This is a genomic window from Marivirga harenae (assembly GCF_030534335.1).
GTDB lineage: Bacteria > Bacteroidota > Bacteroidia > Cytophagales > Cyclobacteriaceae > Marivirga > Marivirga harenae.
The window spans coordinates 1,251,269-1,267,127 of sequence record NZ_CP130565.1; the positions used below are offsets into that span (position 1 = coordinate 1,251,269).

General features: G+C 36.4%; 14 protein-coding genes. 9 read left to right on the forward strand and 5 right to left on the reverse strand.

Annotated features, from left to right (window positions below; genetic code table 11):
- Window positions 1-385 precede the first annotated feature (385 nt).
- Together Q3Y49_RS05305 and Q3Y49_RS05310 are read right to left on the reverse strand one after the other, a co-directional pair.
- Window positions 386-2,053, reverse strand: a complete 1,668-nt coding sequence (locus Q3Y49_RS05305; RefSeq protein ID WP_303271246.1) for a formate--tetrahydrofolate ligase — start codon at window positions 2,051-2,053, stop codon at window positions 386-388.
- Between the two features lie 75 nt (window positions 2,054-2,128).
- The gene (locus tag Q3Y49_RS05310; protein ID WP_303271247.1) at window positions 2,129-2,608 is read right to left on the reverse strand and encodes a toxin-antitoxin system YwqK family antitoxin; all 480 of its coding nucleotides are present in this window, start codon (window positions 2,606-2,608) and stop codon (window positions 2,129-2,131) included.
- A 203-nt stretch (window positions 2,609-2,811) separates the two neighbouring features.
- On the opposite strand from Q3Y49_RS05310, the gene Q3Y49_RS05315 reads away from it, so the two are divergent.
- The 5 genes from Q3Y49_RS05315 to Q3Y49_RS05335 all read left to right on the forward strand — a co-directional run bounded on the left by Q3Y49_RS05315 (window position 2,812) and on the right by Q3Y49_RS05335 (window position 7,041).
- A complete protein-coding gene (locus Q3Y49_RS05315; RefSeq protein WP_303271248.1) occupies window positions 2,812-3,264 on the forward strand; it encodes a hypothetical protein in 453 nt (150 codons plus the stop codon).
- 53 nt (window positions 3,265-3,317) lie between these two features.
- Complete coding sequence (locus tag Q3Y49_RS05320) at window positions 3,318-4,139, forward strand: SDR family oxidoreductase (protein WP_303271249.1); 822 nt, start codon at window positions 3,318-3,320, stop codon at window positions 4,137-4,139.
- Between the two features lie 122 nt (window positions 4,140-4,261).
- The gene (locus Q3Y49_RS05325) at window positions 4,262-5,446 is read left to right on the forward strand and encodes an MFS transporter (RefSeq protein ID WP_303271250.1); all 1,185 of its coding nucleotides are present in this window, start codon (window positions 4,262-4,264) and stop codon (window positions 5,444-5,446) included.
- A 114-nt stretch (window positions 5,447-5,560) separates the two neighbouring features.
- Window positions 5,561-6,241 (forward strand): hypothetical protein, encoded by a 681-nt coding sequence (locus tag Q3Y49_RS05330; protein ID WP_303271251.1) that lies wholly within the window; start codon window positions 5,561-5,563, stop codon window positions 6,239-6,241.
- A 68-nt stretch (window positions 6,242-6,309) separates the two neighbouring features.
- Window positions 6,310-7,041 carry an NYN domain-containing protein gene (locus Q3Y49_RS05335; RefSeq protein WP_303271252.1) on the forward strand — a complete coding sequence of 244 codons (732 nt, stop codon included), beginning with the start codon at window positions 6,310-6,312 and terminating at the stop codon, window positions 7,039-7,041.
- A 2-nt stretch (window positions 7,042-7,043) separates the two neighbouring features.
- On the opposite strand, the gene Q3Y49_RS05340 is transcribed toward Q3Y49_RS05335, so the two are convergent.
- Window positions 7,044-7,736: a coiled-coil domain-containing protein gene (locus Q3Y49_RS05340; protein ID WP_303271253.1), complete on the reverse strand. Its 693-nt coding sequence runs from the start codon at window positions 7,734-7,736 to the stop codon at window positions 7,044-7,046.
- Between the two features lie 159 nt (window positions 7,737-7,895).
- Between Q3Y49_RS05340 and Q3Y49_RS05345 the strand changes: the two genes are divergently transcribed.
- Window positions 7,896-8,810, forward strand: coding sequence for a TIGR01777 family oxidoreductase (locus tag Q3Y49_RS05345; RefSeq protein ID WP_303271254.1), 915 nt, complete (start codon window positions 7,896-7,898; stop codon window positions 8,808-8,810).
- A gap of 116 nt (window positions 8,811-8,926) precedes the next feature.
- On the opposite strand, the gene Q3Y49_RS05350 is transcribed toward Q3Y49_RS05345, so the two are convergent.
- Together Q3Y49_RS05350 and Q3Y49_RS05355 are read right to left on the reverse strand one after the other, a co-directional pair.
- Window positions 8,927-9,544, reverse strand: a complete 618-nt coding sequence (locus tag Q3Y49_RS05350; RefSeq protein WP_303271255.1) for a cytochrome c oxidase subunit 3 — start codon at window positions 9,542-9,544, stop codon at window positions 8,927-8,929.
- A 23-nt stretch (window positions 9,545-9,567) separates the two neighbouring features.
- The gene (locus Q3Y49_RS05355) at window positions 9,568-9,912 is read right to left on the reverse strand and encodes a tRNA-binding protein (RefSeq protein ID WP_303271256.1); all 345 of its coding nucleotides are present in this window, start codon (window positions 9,910-9,912) and stop codon (window positions 9,568-9,570) included.
- A gap of 149 nt (window positions 9,913-10,061) precedes the next feature.
- Here Q3Y49_RS05355 and mfd point away from each other — a divergent pair, with 149 nt between their 5' ends.
- The 3 genes from mfd to Q3Y49_RS05370 all read left to right on the forward strand — a co-directional run bounded on the left by mfd (window position 10,062) and on the right by Q3Y49_RS05370 (window position 15,661).
- Window positions 10,062-13,430 (forward strand): transcription-repair coupling factor, encoded by a 3,369-nt coding sequence (gene mfd, locus Q3Y49_RS05360; protein ID WP_303271257.1) that lies wholly within the window; start codon window positions 10,062-10,064, stop codon window positions 13,428-13,430.
- 76 nt (window positions 13,431-13,506) lie between these two features.
- Window positions 13,507-15,027 carry a 2,3-bisphosphoglycerate-independent phosphoglycerate mutase gene (gene gpmI, locus Q3Y49_RS05365; protein ID WP_303271258.1) on the forward strand — a complete coding sequence of 507 codons (1,521 nt, stop codon included), beginning with the start codon at window positions 13,507-13,509 and terminating at the stop codon, window positions 15,025-15,027.
- A 55-nt stretch (window positions 15,028-15,082) separates the two neighbouring features.
- A complete protein-coding gene (locus Q3Y49_RS05370) occupies window positions 15,083-15,661 on the forward strand; it encodes a hypothetical protein (protein ID WP_303271259.1) in 579 nt (192 codons plus the stop codon).
- Window positions 15,662-15,859: the final 198 nt, after the last annotated feature.

The window sequence follows — 15,859 nt, forward strand, 5'->3', positions numbered from 1 at the left end:
TTTAATATGTTGAATAATTATTGGTTTACTTATTAGTGATAAACACTTCCATTCGATTTAAATGATATTAAACAAAAAGGAACGTTTTTTTAGCTACCAAAATCTACCCAGGTTTTGGTGACTGTTGAATTAACTTTTCAATATATATATAAATAGTTTATAAATTATTGCTAACTAGGCAATATTTCAAATTAGGGAAAGACGGAACTATTAGGTTATGGGTAATCTATTTAAACCTTCTGCTGCTTAGTGAATATTGAACGTCTATTTTCTATTATTCTTCAATTTTGTTAAAATTCCATAAAAAATAGGAAAAGGAAAGATGTTGTCAATAGTCAAATGGGTAACAATTAACATAGTGCTCATCCCTTTATGGGCTAGACGCTTAAAAAAGACCTGTAATCCTTCCTTCTTCATCCACATCAATTTGCTCTGAGGCCGGATGGGCTGGCAAGCCTGGCATCCGCATAATATTTCCCGTAATCGGAATAATAAATCCTGCTCCAGCAGCGATTTCTATTTCTCTTACCGTCAAGACAAAACCTTTTGGTCTTCCTAAAAGTTTAGGGTCATCAGAGAGGGACTTTTCGGTTTTAGCAATGCAAATAGGTAAACTCGTTAGCCCCAAATTCTCGATTCGCTTTAAATCTGCTTTAGCTTTACTGGCATATTCCACTCTATCAGCTCCATAAATTTCTTTTGCAATTTTAGCTACTTTTTCCTCTACTGGGCTATTCCAATTGTACAAAGGTTTGAAATCTGAAATTTCGGCATCTACAGAATCAATAACAATTTGTGCCAAATCCAATGCCCCTTTTCCTCCACTTGCCCAAACGTCTGCCACTTCTGCCTGAATATTATTGCTTCTAGCATATTCTAGAACCGCCTCTATTTCTTCCTCGCTATCTGTGCTAAATTTATTAATGGCGATAATTGGCGTTATCCCATACTTTTTCACATTCTCAATGTGTTTCTCCAAGTTGGGAAAGCCGTTTTTCAGAACTACTTCATTGGGTTCTTTGAGTGTTTTTAGATCTGCTCCGCCATGGTATTTCAGCGCACGAATTGTAGTGGTCAAAACCACGGCTTTAGGTTTTAAATTTGCACTTTGGCATTTAATATCTAGAAATTTTTCGCCCCCTAAATCAAAGCCAAAACCGGCTTCCGTTACCGTATAATCTGATAATGACATGCCCATTTTTGTGGCAATGACCGTATTGGTGCCCTGAGCGATATTAGCGAAAGGTCCGCCATGAATAATCGCTGGGTTTCCTTCAATTGTCTGTACGAGATTAGGTTTAATTGCATCTTTAAGCAAAGCAGTCATAGCTCCCTCTGCCTTCAAGTCTCTAGCATAAATCGCCTTTTTATCGAAAGTATATCCAACAAAAATATTTCCAAGCCTCTTCTTTAAATCAATCAAATCAGAAGAAAGGCAAAGAATGGCCATAATTTCTGATGCTGCCGTGATATCAAATCCCGTTTCTCTTGGAATTCCATTGGTTGTGCCACCCATTCCTACCACAATATTTCTTAATGCTCGATCATTTAAATCCATAACTCGCTTCCAAGCTATGGTTCTTGGGTCGAGTCCTAGTGAATTACTCTTACTTTGAAGATTGTTATCAATAATGGCAGAAAGTAAATTATTAGCTTTTTCGATAGCGGAGAAATCGCCTGTAAAATGGAGATTGATATCCTCCAGCGGCAAAACCTGAGATCTTCCCCCTCCTGTAGCTCCTCCTTTCATTCCGAAAACAGGACCAAGAGAAGGTTCTCGAAGCACCACAGTCGTCTTTTTACCCAACTGGTTAAGTGCCTCAGAAAGCCCTATGGACATAGTAGTTTTTCCTTCGCCTCCGGGCGTTGGAGAAATAGCAGATACTAAAATAAGATGGCTTTTTTCAGCTTTACTATCATTAATCACATCCAGAGGTAATTTGGCTTTGTACTTTCCATACATTTCAAGCTCATCTGGAATTAAACCTAATTTTTCTGCAATTTGCTGGATGGGTTGTAATTGGCTTTTATTCGCGATTTCTAAGTCTGTCATCGGGCTTCTTTTTATGCTGCTAATCTACTACGTCAATCCAACAAATATAATGATGGATATCATATAACTTAATGATTAAAACCCATTTTCATTTAGAATCCTACTATACCAGCTGTAAGAAATTTCCCCCTTCTCGTAATACTCTTTTACCTCTACTATACTTCCCTTTTCGCCATAATCGACACTTTGTAGTAACTGCCCTTGGTCATTATAGAAAGTCCATTTCCCCACTCTCACTCTCCAGTCTTTATACACTCCTTCGGATGCTAATTCCCCATTTTCGTGAAATTTTTTGATGAGTCCTGTCACTTTGTTTTGCTGATAGTTTCCTATTTCTTTGTAATTACCATTTTCATAATAATTAATCCACGTTCCGTGACCAACACCATCAACATATTCCTGATAGGAGTCGTAGTTTCCATTTTCAAATTTTGAGAACAATATGCCAGTGAAAGGTTCTTTAGCTCCTTTAGCATAATATCTATAAATTCCATCTGAACTGTTTGCAGTGACATTAGCCATTGAAATGAGCTGTCGGCTTTCAGCCTTTGCCATAGATAACATATCTTGTGCTTGTATACGGTAAGTTAATACAACAAGAGAAATTGTGATGAGTAGTTTCATGTTTTTTTACAGGTAACCTTCTATCTTTCAATATGTTTGACTTCCAAGAAAATAAAGACAAGGAAAAAACAAAGGTGCAACTATTTTATATTTATGTGGGTCTATATAAATAGCCATTTAAAATATCAGAAATTATGAAAATAGTTTTCCCGTGGATAATAATTGTTGCATTAGTTTTTTCATGTACTGAAGATGAGACAAAGGCACCATTCAATAAACAAGAATTTTACTCCAATCATGAAGCTGCAAATTGGACCAAAGCATCAGCAAAAGAGCATTTACAAGGACGCTGGAATTTAATTTATACTTACTGCTGTGGCTTTGGAGACAGCAATAAATGGTCTGCGGTAGAAGACAATTATTTTGATCTGCGATTTGAAGGGGATAGTGTGAAAGTTTTTACGAATAAGAATTTGGAACGAACGTTGCACTGGCAATTTGAGGAAAGAGATGGAGATGCTTTGTACCTAGAAACGGAGGAGCCAATTTCAAACACATTTGGCACCTTATATTTTTCTGAAAATTATATGCTTTTTAACGGCTCCCCTTCAGATGGCTCAGATAACTACTTTCAAAAAGTAGAATAAAAAAACATAAAAATTTCCCCAACCATTTCTTCACAAACAGGTTGGGTATTCCTATGAGTAATACGAAAACCATCGCGATCACAGGAGCCACATCAGGAATTGGCTTGGCCACCTCCGAAGAATTATTGAAAAAAGGTAACCGCTTAATTTTTTTGGTTCGCAATACCGAAAAAGCAGAAGATGTAATTGCCGATTGGGATAACAAAGAAAATATTATCATCATTAAATGTGATTTGGCCGACCTTAAATCTGTAAGGAAAGCAGGAGAAGAACTTTTACAAAAAACTGATAAATTGGATGTGCTAATTAATAATGCGGGCGGAACATTCCATGAGCGTTTAGAAAGCAAAGATGGTTTTGAGCTGCATTTAGCCGTAAACCATTTAGGGCATTTTCTACTTACTAAAATATCGATGCCTTTACTAGAGAAAAGCAAAACCAAGGTAATTAATGTGAGCTCTGAAGCTCACAGAGCAGGAAAGCCAGATTGGTCTGATTTGAACTTAAAGAAGAAATATTCCACCATACTGGGATATGGAAATGCTAAATTATACAATGTGCTCTTTACAAAATCATTAGTAGACAAAGGCTTAACCTCTTACGCTTTACATCCAGGAGTAATTGATTCTGGTTTTGGTGAACAATTGCCGGGCTTCTTCAAATTGATGTGGAAATTAGGAACACCATTTATGAAAAGCACGAGGGAAGGCGCCTCCACATCCATCTATTTAGCAAGTAGTAACTTGTCCCAAGATAAAAATGGCTCTTACTTCAAGGATAAAAAAGTAAAGAAAGCTTCTTCTCTAGCAAACAGTCAAGCTGCAAGAGAGCGTCTTTGGGGTGAAAGCGAAAAGATGGTAGAGGGCTATTATTAGTATCTATCTTAAAAAAAGAAGAAGCGCTGAAAATTAGCGAGCTAAATAGAGGCAATAAAGATATTTAAGAATTCTCCGAAGGAAATAATACCTTTAAGGATAAAATTGATTCAAGATATTATATGAAGCCTTCTTCCAGAATACTTCCTATCATCGTTTTCTCTCAGTTCTGCTGCACTTCCTTATGGTTTGCAGGAAATGCGGTAATGCCTGATTTATTAAGCAGTTTTAGCTTAGAACCAACGGCTTTAGGGAGTTTGACTTCAGCTGTTCAATTTGGTTTCATAATAGGAACATTAGTTTTTGCAGTGCTCTCTATTGCAGATCGTTTCTCTCCCTCTAAAGTATTTTTTGTTTGTGCCTTAATCGGGTCACTCTTTAATTTAGGAGGCGTGTGGGATGGAAATACATTAATCAGTTTGATAAGCACTCGCTTTGGAACAGGCTTTTTCTTGGCCGGAATTTATCCTGTAGGTATGAAGATAGCTTCTGATTATTTCGAAAAGGGATTAGGTAAGTCTTTAGGATTTTTGGTAGGAGCTTTAGTGTTGGGCACCGCTTTTCCACATCTATTAAAAGAATTTACACAAAATATTCAATGGGAAATAGTGATCTACATTACCTCCGCCTTGGCAACGCTGGGAGGAATCTTGTTGCTATTACTTGTTCCTGATGGTCCTTTTCAAAAAAGAAGTCAAAAGCCAGATTTTTCGGCTTTCTTTCAAGTATTTAAGAAAAAGGATTTTCGAGCATCTGCTTTGGGCTACTTTGGCCATATGTGGGAATTGTATGCCTTTTGGGTTTTCGTCCCTTTGGCTTTATCGATCTACCAAGACCAACAAGAACTATCAACCTTTAATATCCCACTGTTGTCATTTGTAATCATTGGAGCCGGAAGTTTATCATGTATTTCAGGAGGGTATATTTCTGAATTTATTGGGGTTAGAAAGACGGCTTCCATATCATTATTTCTTTCTGGTATGTGCTGCCTTTTATCTCCTTTGCTGATCCTTTATAGTAGCCCTGCAGTATTCATCACATTCTTAATTTTATGGGGCATGGTTGTAATCGCGGACTCCCCTCTTTTTTCAACACTAGTAGCACAAAATGCTCCAGCAGAAATAAAAGGAACTGCATTAACGATAGTGAACTCCATTGGCTTTGCTATAACGATAGTAAGTATTCAAATTTTGAATTATCTAAGAATTGAACTTGCTCCAAGTCTGTTGTTTTTGATTTTAGCACTTGGTCCCTTATTAGGGCTTTTCGGTTTGTATAAAAACGGTTCGGCTAAAGTTATAGTTTAAGATTATTTTCTAATACAAAAGAAAAGGTTTTGACAGAAAGCATGATTAAGTTGGATTATAAATTATTCTGCTGTATTCTTATGGTCAAATTACATCCTCTCAATATTAAAATAAATGGAAGCCAATTCGAATAAAGATAATAGTTCAAACAAAACTGAACGAAGAAAACACAAAAAGCCCTATTACAAAAAAAGATACAATCCAAAACCATCCAAAAAGAAGTTCTGGAATGCCGATAAAATAGTGAGTCTGTCAGCAATGGCGATTGCACTCTTTACTTTAGTAGTTTTACTTTATCAAAGTCATATATTGGATAAACAATATGAACTTACAGTCAAACAACAAAAAGCAGCAGTACTTCCATATCTTCAATTTATTGACGAGTCAGGTGACGATGTTTTTTCGATCAATATTAAAAATAAAGGTCTTGGACCAGCTTTTATAAAAGGATTATATATAAAAGAAAAAGATTCGACCTTCCTACATTTTAACCTGAAAATGTTTTACGATAATAAAAATACTGACACAGTATATTCGTGGAATTCTGCCTCGATTATTGAAGGAATTGTATTGAGTCCTGGAGAAACAATGGAGCTTTTCTCAGCAAGAGGTGGTAGCTCAGGATTAGGCCCTATTAAAGAGTTTTTCTATAATTATTTTAGCATGAACAATAATATGTTTTTTATTGAATATGAATCTGTATTCGGGGATGCCTGGATATCAACTACTTTTCTCCAAAATATGACTAAAGAAGAATATGGAGATTTTGAAGTGTATTACGATTTAGTGGAATAGAAATATGTATTTTCATCAACTCTTGCAGTTTTTAAGAGTATACAAATAAAACAACTCTTAAGTAGAATATGGACATAAATTTAGCAGTATTAATCGATGGAGATAATATTCCGTCCGCCAATGTAAAGGAAATGATGGAGGAAATTGCTAAATACGGCAATCCAACCATCAAAAGAATTTATGGCGATTGGACCAAGCCAAACTTAAGCAAGTGGAAAAATTTGTTGTTGGAAAATGCCATCACGCCCATTCAGCAATACGGTTATACTACTGGTAAAAATGCTACAGATTCTGCCATGATCATCGATGCCATGGACATTTTATATTCTGAAAAAGTTGATGGTTTTTGTTTGGTTTCTAGCGACAGTGATTTCACTCGCTTAGCCACACGACTGCGTGAAGCAGGAATGAAAGTTTACGGCATTGGTGAAAAGAAAACACCTAATCCTTTTATTGTGGCCTGCGATAAGTTTATTTATATAGAAATACTTAACAATCAAGCTGAAGAAAGGGAAAATGCTGAATCTAAGTCTAAAGTTTCAGTTGATAAAGTTACCCCAAAAGATATCAAATTGATTACCAGTACTATTTCTGATTTGGCAGATGAAGATGGATGGGCTTTCTTAGGAGATGTAGGGAATTTGTTACAGAAAAAGCAACCCAATTTCGATTCCAGAAACTATGGTTTTGCAAAACTGACCCCTTTATTAAAATCACTCAGGCAATTTGAAATTGAAGAGAGAATTGGGACAAAAAACCATTTGAAATTGGTTTATGTGAGATTAAAGAAAAATAAATAGGTTTACTTAATCTCCTCCAATTTCTTTTTATAAGTCTCCACCATGGATTTTACTTTTTCTAGCTCAATATAGAGGGAATCGATTGAAGTTTTTAAGTTTTGGAGATTTTCTGAATACTGGGTTGAGTCAGTCCTCAGCTCGGTAAGCTTTTCCTCATAAGAATTAATTTTTTCATTGGTTTTTTCAAAGCCCTTCTGATTATTTCGTTCGTCTTTTTTAAGGCTTTCAAATTCCTTACTCAAATAAGTGGCTGCTTGCTCTGATTCATCAATTTTCTTCTGGGCCAAATCGGTCCTCATTTTAATATTAAAATTATAAATGAACTCTTCTAATGCATTTTGCAGTTCAGGATAAACATCTTTTGGAATCCCCTGTGGGTCTATTCCCGCCCAAATAGTACTTTGTTCATTATTACCTTTTACCTGACTATAAATTAAGACCTCTTCGGAATAAATATCCGTTCTGAAAGTGGTTTGATAGGTTTTATGGGCTTGAGTTTCCTCGCTTTTCCCAAATTCCTTTGCATATACTTTCCAGCTTTCCTCTGTTTTTTCCTTTGAAAATGGTAGTATAATTTCAAACCCTTTAACATCAACTCCAAGCAGATAATGCTGGGATTCTACAGTTTGAAACTGAGCTGAGGAAAAGTTTAAATTGAATAATAAAAAAGCGGATAGTAGTATAAATCGTAACATATTGAGTCATTTCTATAAAATTACAAACGCAAATATAGACATTATGGTATAGTTATGTATGGTATTCAATTTACAATAATCAAGCCTAAAATATTTAGATTAATGTGCAAGTCCAACATATTTTACTGGCATGAGTTAAACAGATAAGAATTTAAGAATATGAAAAATATACTAATTACAGGTGGCTCAGGACTAGTAGGAACAGAACTTTCAGCTATTTTGAAAGAAAATGGCTATGAAGTAGCACATCTGACTAGAAATAAAAAAAGTGACTACCCTTATAAGCAGTTTCTATGGAATATAAAAAATCAGGAAATAGAAAAGGAAGCTATCCGATTCGCTGATGTGATTATCCATCTTGCTGGTGCAGGAGTAGCAGATAAAAAATGGACAGAAACTCGGAAAAAAATAATTGTTGAAAGTAGAACTGAGTCTACCTCCTTATTGTACGATACCATTAAAAAGATACCGAATGACGCTCCTAAACATATTATTAGTGCTAGTGCTATTGGTTATTACGGTATGGACACTGGAGATAAATTAGTTGATGAAGAATCAAAAGCTGGCAACGACTTTTTAGCTGATGTCACACAGAAATGGGAAGCATCAGTCGATCAATTTGAATCCTTGAAAATCCCAACGGCAAAAATCAGAATCGGAATAGTTTTGACTAAAAAAGGAGGTGCTTTACCTCAATTGGCTCAGCCCATTAAATTAATGGCAGGAGCACCATTGGGTTCAGGAAAGCAATGGATGAGTTGGATTCACATAGATGATTTAACTCGTTTGTTTTTACATTTGCTTGAAAATAAATTTACTGGAGTTTACAATGGAGTGGGAACTAATCCTGCAACAAATAAAGAGGTTACAAAAGCAGTGGCCAAGGTTTTGAATAAACCCTTGATTTTGCCGAATGTTCCTGCTTTTGCCATGAAACTATTATTAGGTGAAATGGCTCAAATGGTCTTAGGTGGAAATAAAGTTAGTGCAAAAAAAACTTTAAATTCTGGATTTGAATTTAAGTATGAAAAGTTGGAAGAAGCTTTAGTGGATATATATAAACCTGCCCCATAGCTCTGAGCGGGGATAGTTATCACTGATGTAATTCATCAGTACAAAATACAAGTGGATGAATCAGTGTGAATGCTATTGTTCTTCTGCAATCAATTTTCCATTAGAAGGTCAGGACTCTACAAAAAAATCCAAAAACTCAGCACCAATATTCCCCAAAGGATGCCTAAAAAGTGCCAAGCTTTGGTAATAAGTTTATATTTTAAATGCCAAAACGGATTGGTTTCAGCGATTAAATATTTAACCGGGTCTTTCGAAATGTTTTGTGTTTGAAAAATCAGAAAGCCCAAATAAGTATGTGCGGCCAGAAAATGAAGGGCATGTAAACCTGTTAAAACGTATAGAAAAGAAGCTGAAACTTGTGATGAAAATAAAACTTCTGATTCTCTTAAGGCTTTCCAACCCAGAATTTGACATAAAGCAAATCCTAAGCCTAAAAAGAAGGTGAATCGCAAGGCAGTTAATAATGATGAAATCTCTTCTGCTTTAAACAGATTGTGAATAGGATGAATCATAAAACTAGAAGCACCGATCAAAACGGTACTTAAAGCAAAAACTGCAGGAATTTCAATATCCTTTTGACCTTCGTTTCCAAGACTCATAAAAAATGAAAAAAGCAGAAATAAAAAGATTAAAGAGCTACCCAATAAGCTCAAAATAAAAATCATTTTATACGGGTGCATTCTCTCCACCCTTTCAAAAAATGATAACTCCTCGTCTTTCGTTTTTTTATCCATATTCTAAAGCCCTAAAGCTCAATTTATGCAATTCTTAATCCATTTTCTGCAGTTTCATCAACTCCGAGCAGACTAATTCTCGACTCATCCACCGCACCTAAAACCAAACATTCACTCATGAAGTTCGCAATTTGTTTAGGAGGAAAATTAACAACTGCTACTACTTTTCTGCCTTCTAAATCATCCAAATTATAAAGCTCCGTAATTTGAGCAGAGCTCTTTTTTAGCCCATAATCCCCGAAATCAATCTCTAATATAAAAGCTGGTCTCTTTGCCTCAGGAAAATTTTTCGCCTTTACAATAGTACCCACACGCATTTCAACTTTAGAAAAATCTTCCCAACTGATTTCTTTAGTCTCTTCATTCATAACTCTTTATAATCCGTTTAGTTATTTTTTCATTAAATCTTTGCGCGAAACTTGAACTATGCCCCATTCCCATTAGTTTGTTTTACCTTTGCAGGGTGTTTACGAATTTATAACGAAAAAGTGAGCACAAAATTTAAATTGTATCTGTTTTGAAAATTAAAGACTTTCTAAAATTATATAAGGACGATGCCATCATGCAAACGATGGTAGCTTCTCTTAAGCCCAATGAAGATCAAACTATCAGGTTTAGAGGTTTAGTGGGTAGTTTGGATGCTATAGCCGTTGCGGTTTCCCATCTATTAAATCATCAGAACCAGCTTATTATTTTGCATGATAAGGAGGAAGCGGCTTATTTTCAAAATGACTTGCAAAACCTATTAGATTTTAAAGAACCACTACTTTTTCCCACTTCCTATAAAAGACCTTATCAGTTTGATGACATAGAAAATGCGAATGTGCTGATGAGGGCTGAAATTTTAAACCGGATCAATAACAAATCGTCCACAGGAGAAATTATTGTAACCTATCCTGAGGCACTTTCTGAAAAAGTAATCAATAAAAAGTCCTTAAAGTCAAATACCTTCACCGCTAAAGTAGGTGAAAGTCTGGATGTGGAATTCATAGCAGAACTATTACAGACTTACGATTTTGAACCTACGGATTTTGTATACGAACCCGGGCAATATGCCATTCGTGGGGGAATAATAGATATATTTTCCTATGCCAGTGATGAACCTTACAGGATAGAATTGTTTGGAAACGAAATTGATAGCATCCGGACTTTTGATGTGGCTTCGCAACTTTCTACAGACACAGTAAAGCAAATCAACATCATTCCCAATGTGCAAACAAAGCTATTGGAGGAAAGCAGAGAATCTTTACTGGAATACATTCCTAACAATACAAAAATTTGGTTCAAGGATTTTAAGCAAACACTAGATGTGCTAGCGCAATATTACGATAAAGCTTCCAAGTCTTTCAAAGAAATACTGGAAAGCACACAGCAAACGAAAGTCGTTTTAGAACCTCATATGTTGTTTGAAACGCCTGGCAGTTTCAAAACAGGGATGGAAAAATTTCTGAAAGTAGAATTTGGTAATCGTTTTTATTTAAAGGCAAATCAGGAATTTGAGTATCAAGCGAAACCTCAGCCTTCTTTCAATAAAAATTTTGATTTCATAGCAGACAATCTTTCAAGCAATCAAGAAGCGGGGTTAATCAATATCATTTCTTCGGAATCTTTAACTCAAACCGAGCGACTGAAAAATATCTTTGAAGAAATTGATCCTTTTATCAAATTTCAATCTTTGCCGCATACACTGCGAGCAGGATTTATAGATGAGCAACTAAAATTAGCTTGCTATACTGATCATCAGATTTTCGAGCGTTTCCACCGCTACAAAACCAAAGACAAACAAAGCAAATCCAAAGCCATTACCATTCGGGAGTTGAAAAACCTTCAGCCGGGAGATTTTGTAACGCATATTGATTATGGTGTGGGGCGTTTTGCCGGGATGGATAAGGTGGACAATAATGGTAAGAAGCAGGAAGTCATCCGTTTAATATATCGTGATAATGATTTGCTTTATGTCAGCATTCATGCCCTCCACAAAATTTCAAAATACAGTGGAAAAGAAGGGAGCACCCCGAGCATAAGCAAATTAGGTTCACCTGAATGGGAAAATAAAAAGAAGAAAGCTAAGAGACAAGTAAAGGATATTGCCAAGGATTTAATTGAGCTATATGCGAAAAGAAAATCTGCCCCAGGTTTTGGATGTGATCGAGATAGTTTCTTACAGGCAGAATTAGAATCCTCTTTCATTTATGAAGATACTCCAGACCAGGCCAAATCTACTGCGGACGTAAAGGCTGATATGGAATTAGAGCACCCAATGGATCGACTAGTTTGTGGTGATGTGGGATTTGGTAAGACTGAAGTAGCCATCCGAGCAGCTTTTAAAGCAGTGGATAATAATAAACAAGTGGCGGTTTTGGTACCCACTACGATTTTAGCCATGCAACATTTCAGAACTTTTTCTGAGCGGTTAGAAAAAATGCCGATTACGGTGGAATACATCAATCGATTCAAGTCCACCAAGCAAATTAAAGAGATTCTCAAAAGAACAGAAGAAGGAAAAGTTGATATCTTAATAGGAACACATAGAATTGTAAATAAAGATGTGAAGTTTAAAGACTTAGGATTATTAGTTATCGATGAGGAGCAAAAATTTGGTGTCTCTGTAAAGGATAAACTAAAGGAATTCCGTGTCAACGTAGATGTTTTGACACTTACCGCCACGCCTATACCAAGGACATTGCACTTTAGTTTAATGGGAGCAAGAGATTTAAGTGTAATCCAAACCCCACCACCCAATCGCCAACCCGTCACTACGGAGCTACATACTTTCAATGAAGAAGTTTTGCGAGATGCCATTGCATTTGAACTGCAAAGAGGTGGACAAGTGTTTTTTGTACATAACCGAATTGGTGATATAGAACAAGTTGGGAATATCATTCTCAAATTAGTGCCTGATGCTAGAATTGGAGTTGCTCACGGACAAATGGACGGGGCAAAGTTGGAAAAAGCCATGATGCGTTTCATCGAAGGAGAGTTTGATGTACTGGTTTCCACAAATATCATCGAATCCGGTTTGGATATACCTAATGCCAATACCATTATCATTAATCATGCGCATATGTTTGGCATGTCCGATTTGCACCAAATGCGCGGACGTGTTGGGCGCTCCAACAAAAAAGCTTTTTGCTATTTGTTGACGCCTCCAACCATAGGGTTAAGTTCAGATTCACGAAAGAGATTGACCACTTTAGAAGAATTTTCCGATTTGGGCGATGGCTTCAAAGTCGCCATGCGTGATTTGGATATTCGTGGAGCCGGGAATATGTTGGGAGCAGAACAAAGCGGTTTTATCACCGATTTAGGTTTTGATATGTACCACAAAATTTTGGATGATGCCGTGGCAGAATTGAAAGAGAGTCATTTTGCTGATTTATTTAAGGACGAGCTAGCTAAAAAAGCCAAAATCATTGCACAGGATTGCACCATTGAAACTGACTTGGAAATCCTGATTCCGGAGGATTATGTGGGCAATATCACGGAAAGATTAAGCCTATATTCACAACTGGACAATATCAAAAACGAAGAAGAGCTGGGTGTTTTTGAAAAATCCTTGCAAGACCGTTTTGGACCAATACCTGAGCCTGTTTACGATTTGATAGAAACTGTACGCATCCGCTGGAAAGCTGAAAGCCTTGGTTTTGAGAAATTGTTAATTAAAAATGGTAGCTTAAAAGCTTATTTCGTTCCGGCTGATAATGAAAAATATTTTAAATCAGATGTTTTCGGTAGGATTCTAACTTTCGTGCAAATGCATTCTAAAAAATGTAAGATGAAAGACTATAAAGGTAGACCAATACTTAAAATAGAGAATATAGAAAATATAGAACAGGCCAAATCGATAATATTTGATATGGCTGGGGAAGAAGTGGAAACGGCTTAGTGAGTTTTTCAACAATTGCTATCTTTACATCGTAAAGAATGAGTAAATACATTTTTCTAAAGGAAATACTTTCAACATGAACAATAAAGTAATCTTAATGATATTGGATGGCTGGGGCATAGCCACCAACAAAGAAGTTTCTGCAATAGACAAAGCTAACACCCCTTTCGTGGATAGCCTCTATGGAAAATATAAAAACAGTAAACTTGATGCCTCTGGTCTGGCAGTGGGCTTGCCCGCAGGACAGATGGGAAATTCTGAAGTGGGCCACATGAATATTGGTGCCGGCCGAATCGTCTATCAAGATTTAGTGAAAATCAATAAAGCAATAGAAGAAAAGTCTATTAAAGAAAATCCCGTTTGGTCAGAAGCGATGAGCTATGCCAAGCAAAATAATAAGAAAGTCCATTTCATTGGTTTAGTTTCTGATGGTGGGGTTCATTCTCACATAGGGCACTTGAAAGGCTTAATGACTTTAGCTCATGAAGAAGGCGTAAAAGATTTATTTGTACATGCTTTTTCTGATGGGCGAGATACTGACCCCAATGGAGGCAAAGCTTATCTGGAAGATGTAGAGAAGCATGCAAAAGAAACTGGTGCAAAGATAGCCTCTGTTACAGGCCGTTACTATGCTATGGATCGTGACAATAGATGGGAAAGAGTAAAATTAGCTTATGATGCGATGGTTCATGGCGAAGGAAAGCAAACTGAGTCCATTTCAAATGCAATACAAGCTTCCTATGACGAAGACGTAACGGATGAGTTCATCAAACCTATTATCAATACAGAAAACGGAGAGCCAATTGCAAAAATTCAAGAGGGGGATGTAGTCATCTCTTTTAATTTCAGAACTGATAGAGGTAGAGAGATAACCCAAGCTTTAACTCAAAAAGCATTCCATGAGCAAAACATGCATCCTTTAGATCTGCATTATATTACCATGACCAAATATGATGATACATTTAAAGGGGTAAAAGTGCTTTTTGAAAAGGATAATTTGACCAACACTTTAGGTGAGGTGCTGGAAAAAAATGGTAAAAAGCAGATTAGAATTGCCGAAACCGAAAAGTATCCTCACGTTACCTTTTTCTTTTCTGGTGGTCGAGAGACTGAATTTGATGGTGAAAAACGCTTAATGTGTCCATCTCCGAAAGTGGCTACTTATGATTTGCAACCCGAAATGAGCGCCTACGATATTCGAGACAAAATTATTCCCGAATTGAAAAAAGGAGAGACTGATTTTGTTTGCTTGAATTTTGCAAATCCTGATATGGTGGGACATACCGGAGTATTTGAAGCAGCAGTTAAGGCTTGTGAAACAGTGGATAGTTGTGCAAAAACAGTGACAGAAGTGGCTAAAGAAAATGGATATGCTACGATCATCATAGCAGATCACGGAAATTCAGATTATATGGTCAACGATGACGGAAGCCCAAACACGGCTCATACCACTAATCTTGTGCCTTGCATTTTAGTTGATGATGAATTTAACGGCTCCATGAAAGATGGTAAATTAGGAGATTTAGCGCCTACCATTTTAAAAATTATGGGGGTTCACATTCCAAAAGAAATGACAGGGGATATCCTGATTAGTTAATAATTTCAGAAGGGGTTTGATATAACAAATCCCTTTCAATTTTCATTTATAAAATATGAGAAAGCTCAACAGTATTCTTTTTTCAGTAATAGTAGTGTCCTTCTTTGCTTGCGAAACAGCCGTCAGGGAAAAGCCCATCAATGAGTACTATGATGTAGAGAACCTAATTGACAAGCAGTCCCAATTACTGACTGAACTACAACCAAAAGTTGAAAAGTCCATAGAGGTAGATGGAAAACATGAGACTGACACTATGAAATTCGATTCATTAGGTTGGAAAAATGAGTTGGAAGTCTTCAAATTAGCGGACATTAATAAGCCTACCTTATTTGATGCCTATGAAGCCACTGAAGAACAAACAAGCGATGGGAAAATCTGGCGATATACCACTGAAAAACCTTCTTTAGGAATAGAGTACTTGTATGTGTATTTCGATAATGATAGCTCCGTAAAAAAACTGGAAGCTCGCTATCATGAAAATAATGCGCTTTATGTTTCCGAAAGAAATTTTGAAATCAACTTCAAAAAATCTGAAGATTATAGTGTTTTAGACTCTTACAAAATTTATGGTCGACAAAAAATGGCCATGAAAGATGAGGTGAGGTTTTCTATTGAGAGTGAGGTGGTGGATTAACTATGCCAATTAAGTAAATAATTTATATTTTTAAATAACCGACACAACAAGGTTTTTCATACAACCACCCCGTCCTACGGACACCCCTCCTTTTCCTAAGGAGGGGAACTGCTTCGAGCAAATTGTTGCATTTTATTCCTCTCCCTGAATCCTTAATTTAGTATACTAGGTAAAGGATTCAATTTAGCATATTGCTAA

Bases quoted from the DNA above. Each gene is read 5' to 3' on its own strand.
- Q3Y49_RS05305 (WP_303271246.1), bottom strand. From the start codon at position 2,053: ATGACAGACTTAGAAATCGCGAATAAAAGCCAATTACAACCCATCCAG.
- Q3Y49_RS05310 (WP_303271247.1), bottom strand. From the start codon at position 2,608: ATGGCAAAGGCTGAAAGCCGACAGCTCATTTCAATGGCTAATGTCACT.
- Q3Y49_RS05315 (WP_303271248.1), top strand. From the start codon at position 2,812: ATGAAAATAGTTTTCCCGTGGATAATAATTGTTGCATTAGTTTTTTCA.
- Q3Y49_RS05320 (WP_303271249.1), top strand. From the start codon at position 3,318: ATGAGTAATACGAAAACCATCGCGATCACAGGAGCCACATCAGGAATT.
- Q3Y49_RS05325 (WP_303271250.1), top strand. From the start codon at position 4,262: ATGAAGCCTTCTTCCAGAATACTTCCTATCATCGTTTTCTCTCAGTTC.
- Q3Y49_RS05330 (WP_303271251.1), top strand. From the start codon at position 5,561: ATGGAAGCCAATTCGAATAAAGATAATAGTTCAAACAAAACTGAACGA.
- Q3Y49_RS05335 (WP_303271252.1), top strand. From the start codon at position 6,310: ATGGACATAAATTTAGCAGTATTAATCGATGGAGATAATATTCCGTCC.
- Q3Y49_RS05340 (WP_303271253.1), bottom strand. From the start codon at position 7,736: ATGTTACGATTTATACTACTATCCGCTTTTTTATTATTCAATTTAAAC.
- Q3Y49_RS05345 (WP_303271254.1), top strand. From the start codon at position 7,896: ATGAAAAATATACTAATTACAGGTGGCTCAGGACTAGTAGGAACAGAA.
- Q3Y49_RS05350 (WP_303271255.1), bottom strand. From the start codon at position 9,544: ATGGATAAAAAAACGAAAGACGAGGAGTTATCATTTTTTGAAAGGGTG.
- Q3Y49_RS05355 (WP_303271256.1), bottom strand. From the start codon at position 9,912: ATGAATGAAGAGACTAAAGAAATCAGTTGGGAAGATTTTTCTAAAGTT.
- gpmI (WP_303271258.1), top strand. From the start codon at position 13,507: ATGAACAATAAAGTAATCTTAATGATATTGGATGGCTGGGGCATAGCC.
- Q3Y49_RS05370 (WP_303271259.1), top strand. From the start codon at position 15,083: ATGAGAAAGCTCAACAGTATTCTTTTTTCAGTAATAGTAGTGTCCTTC.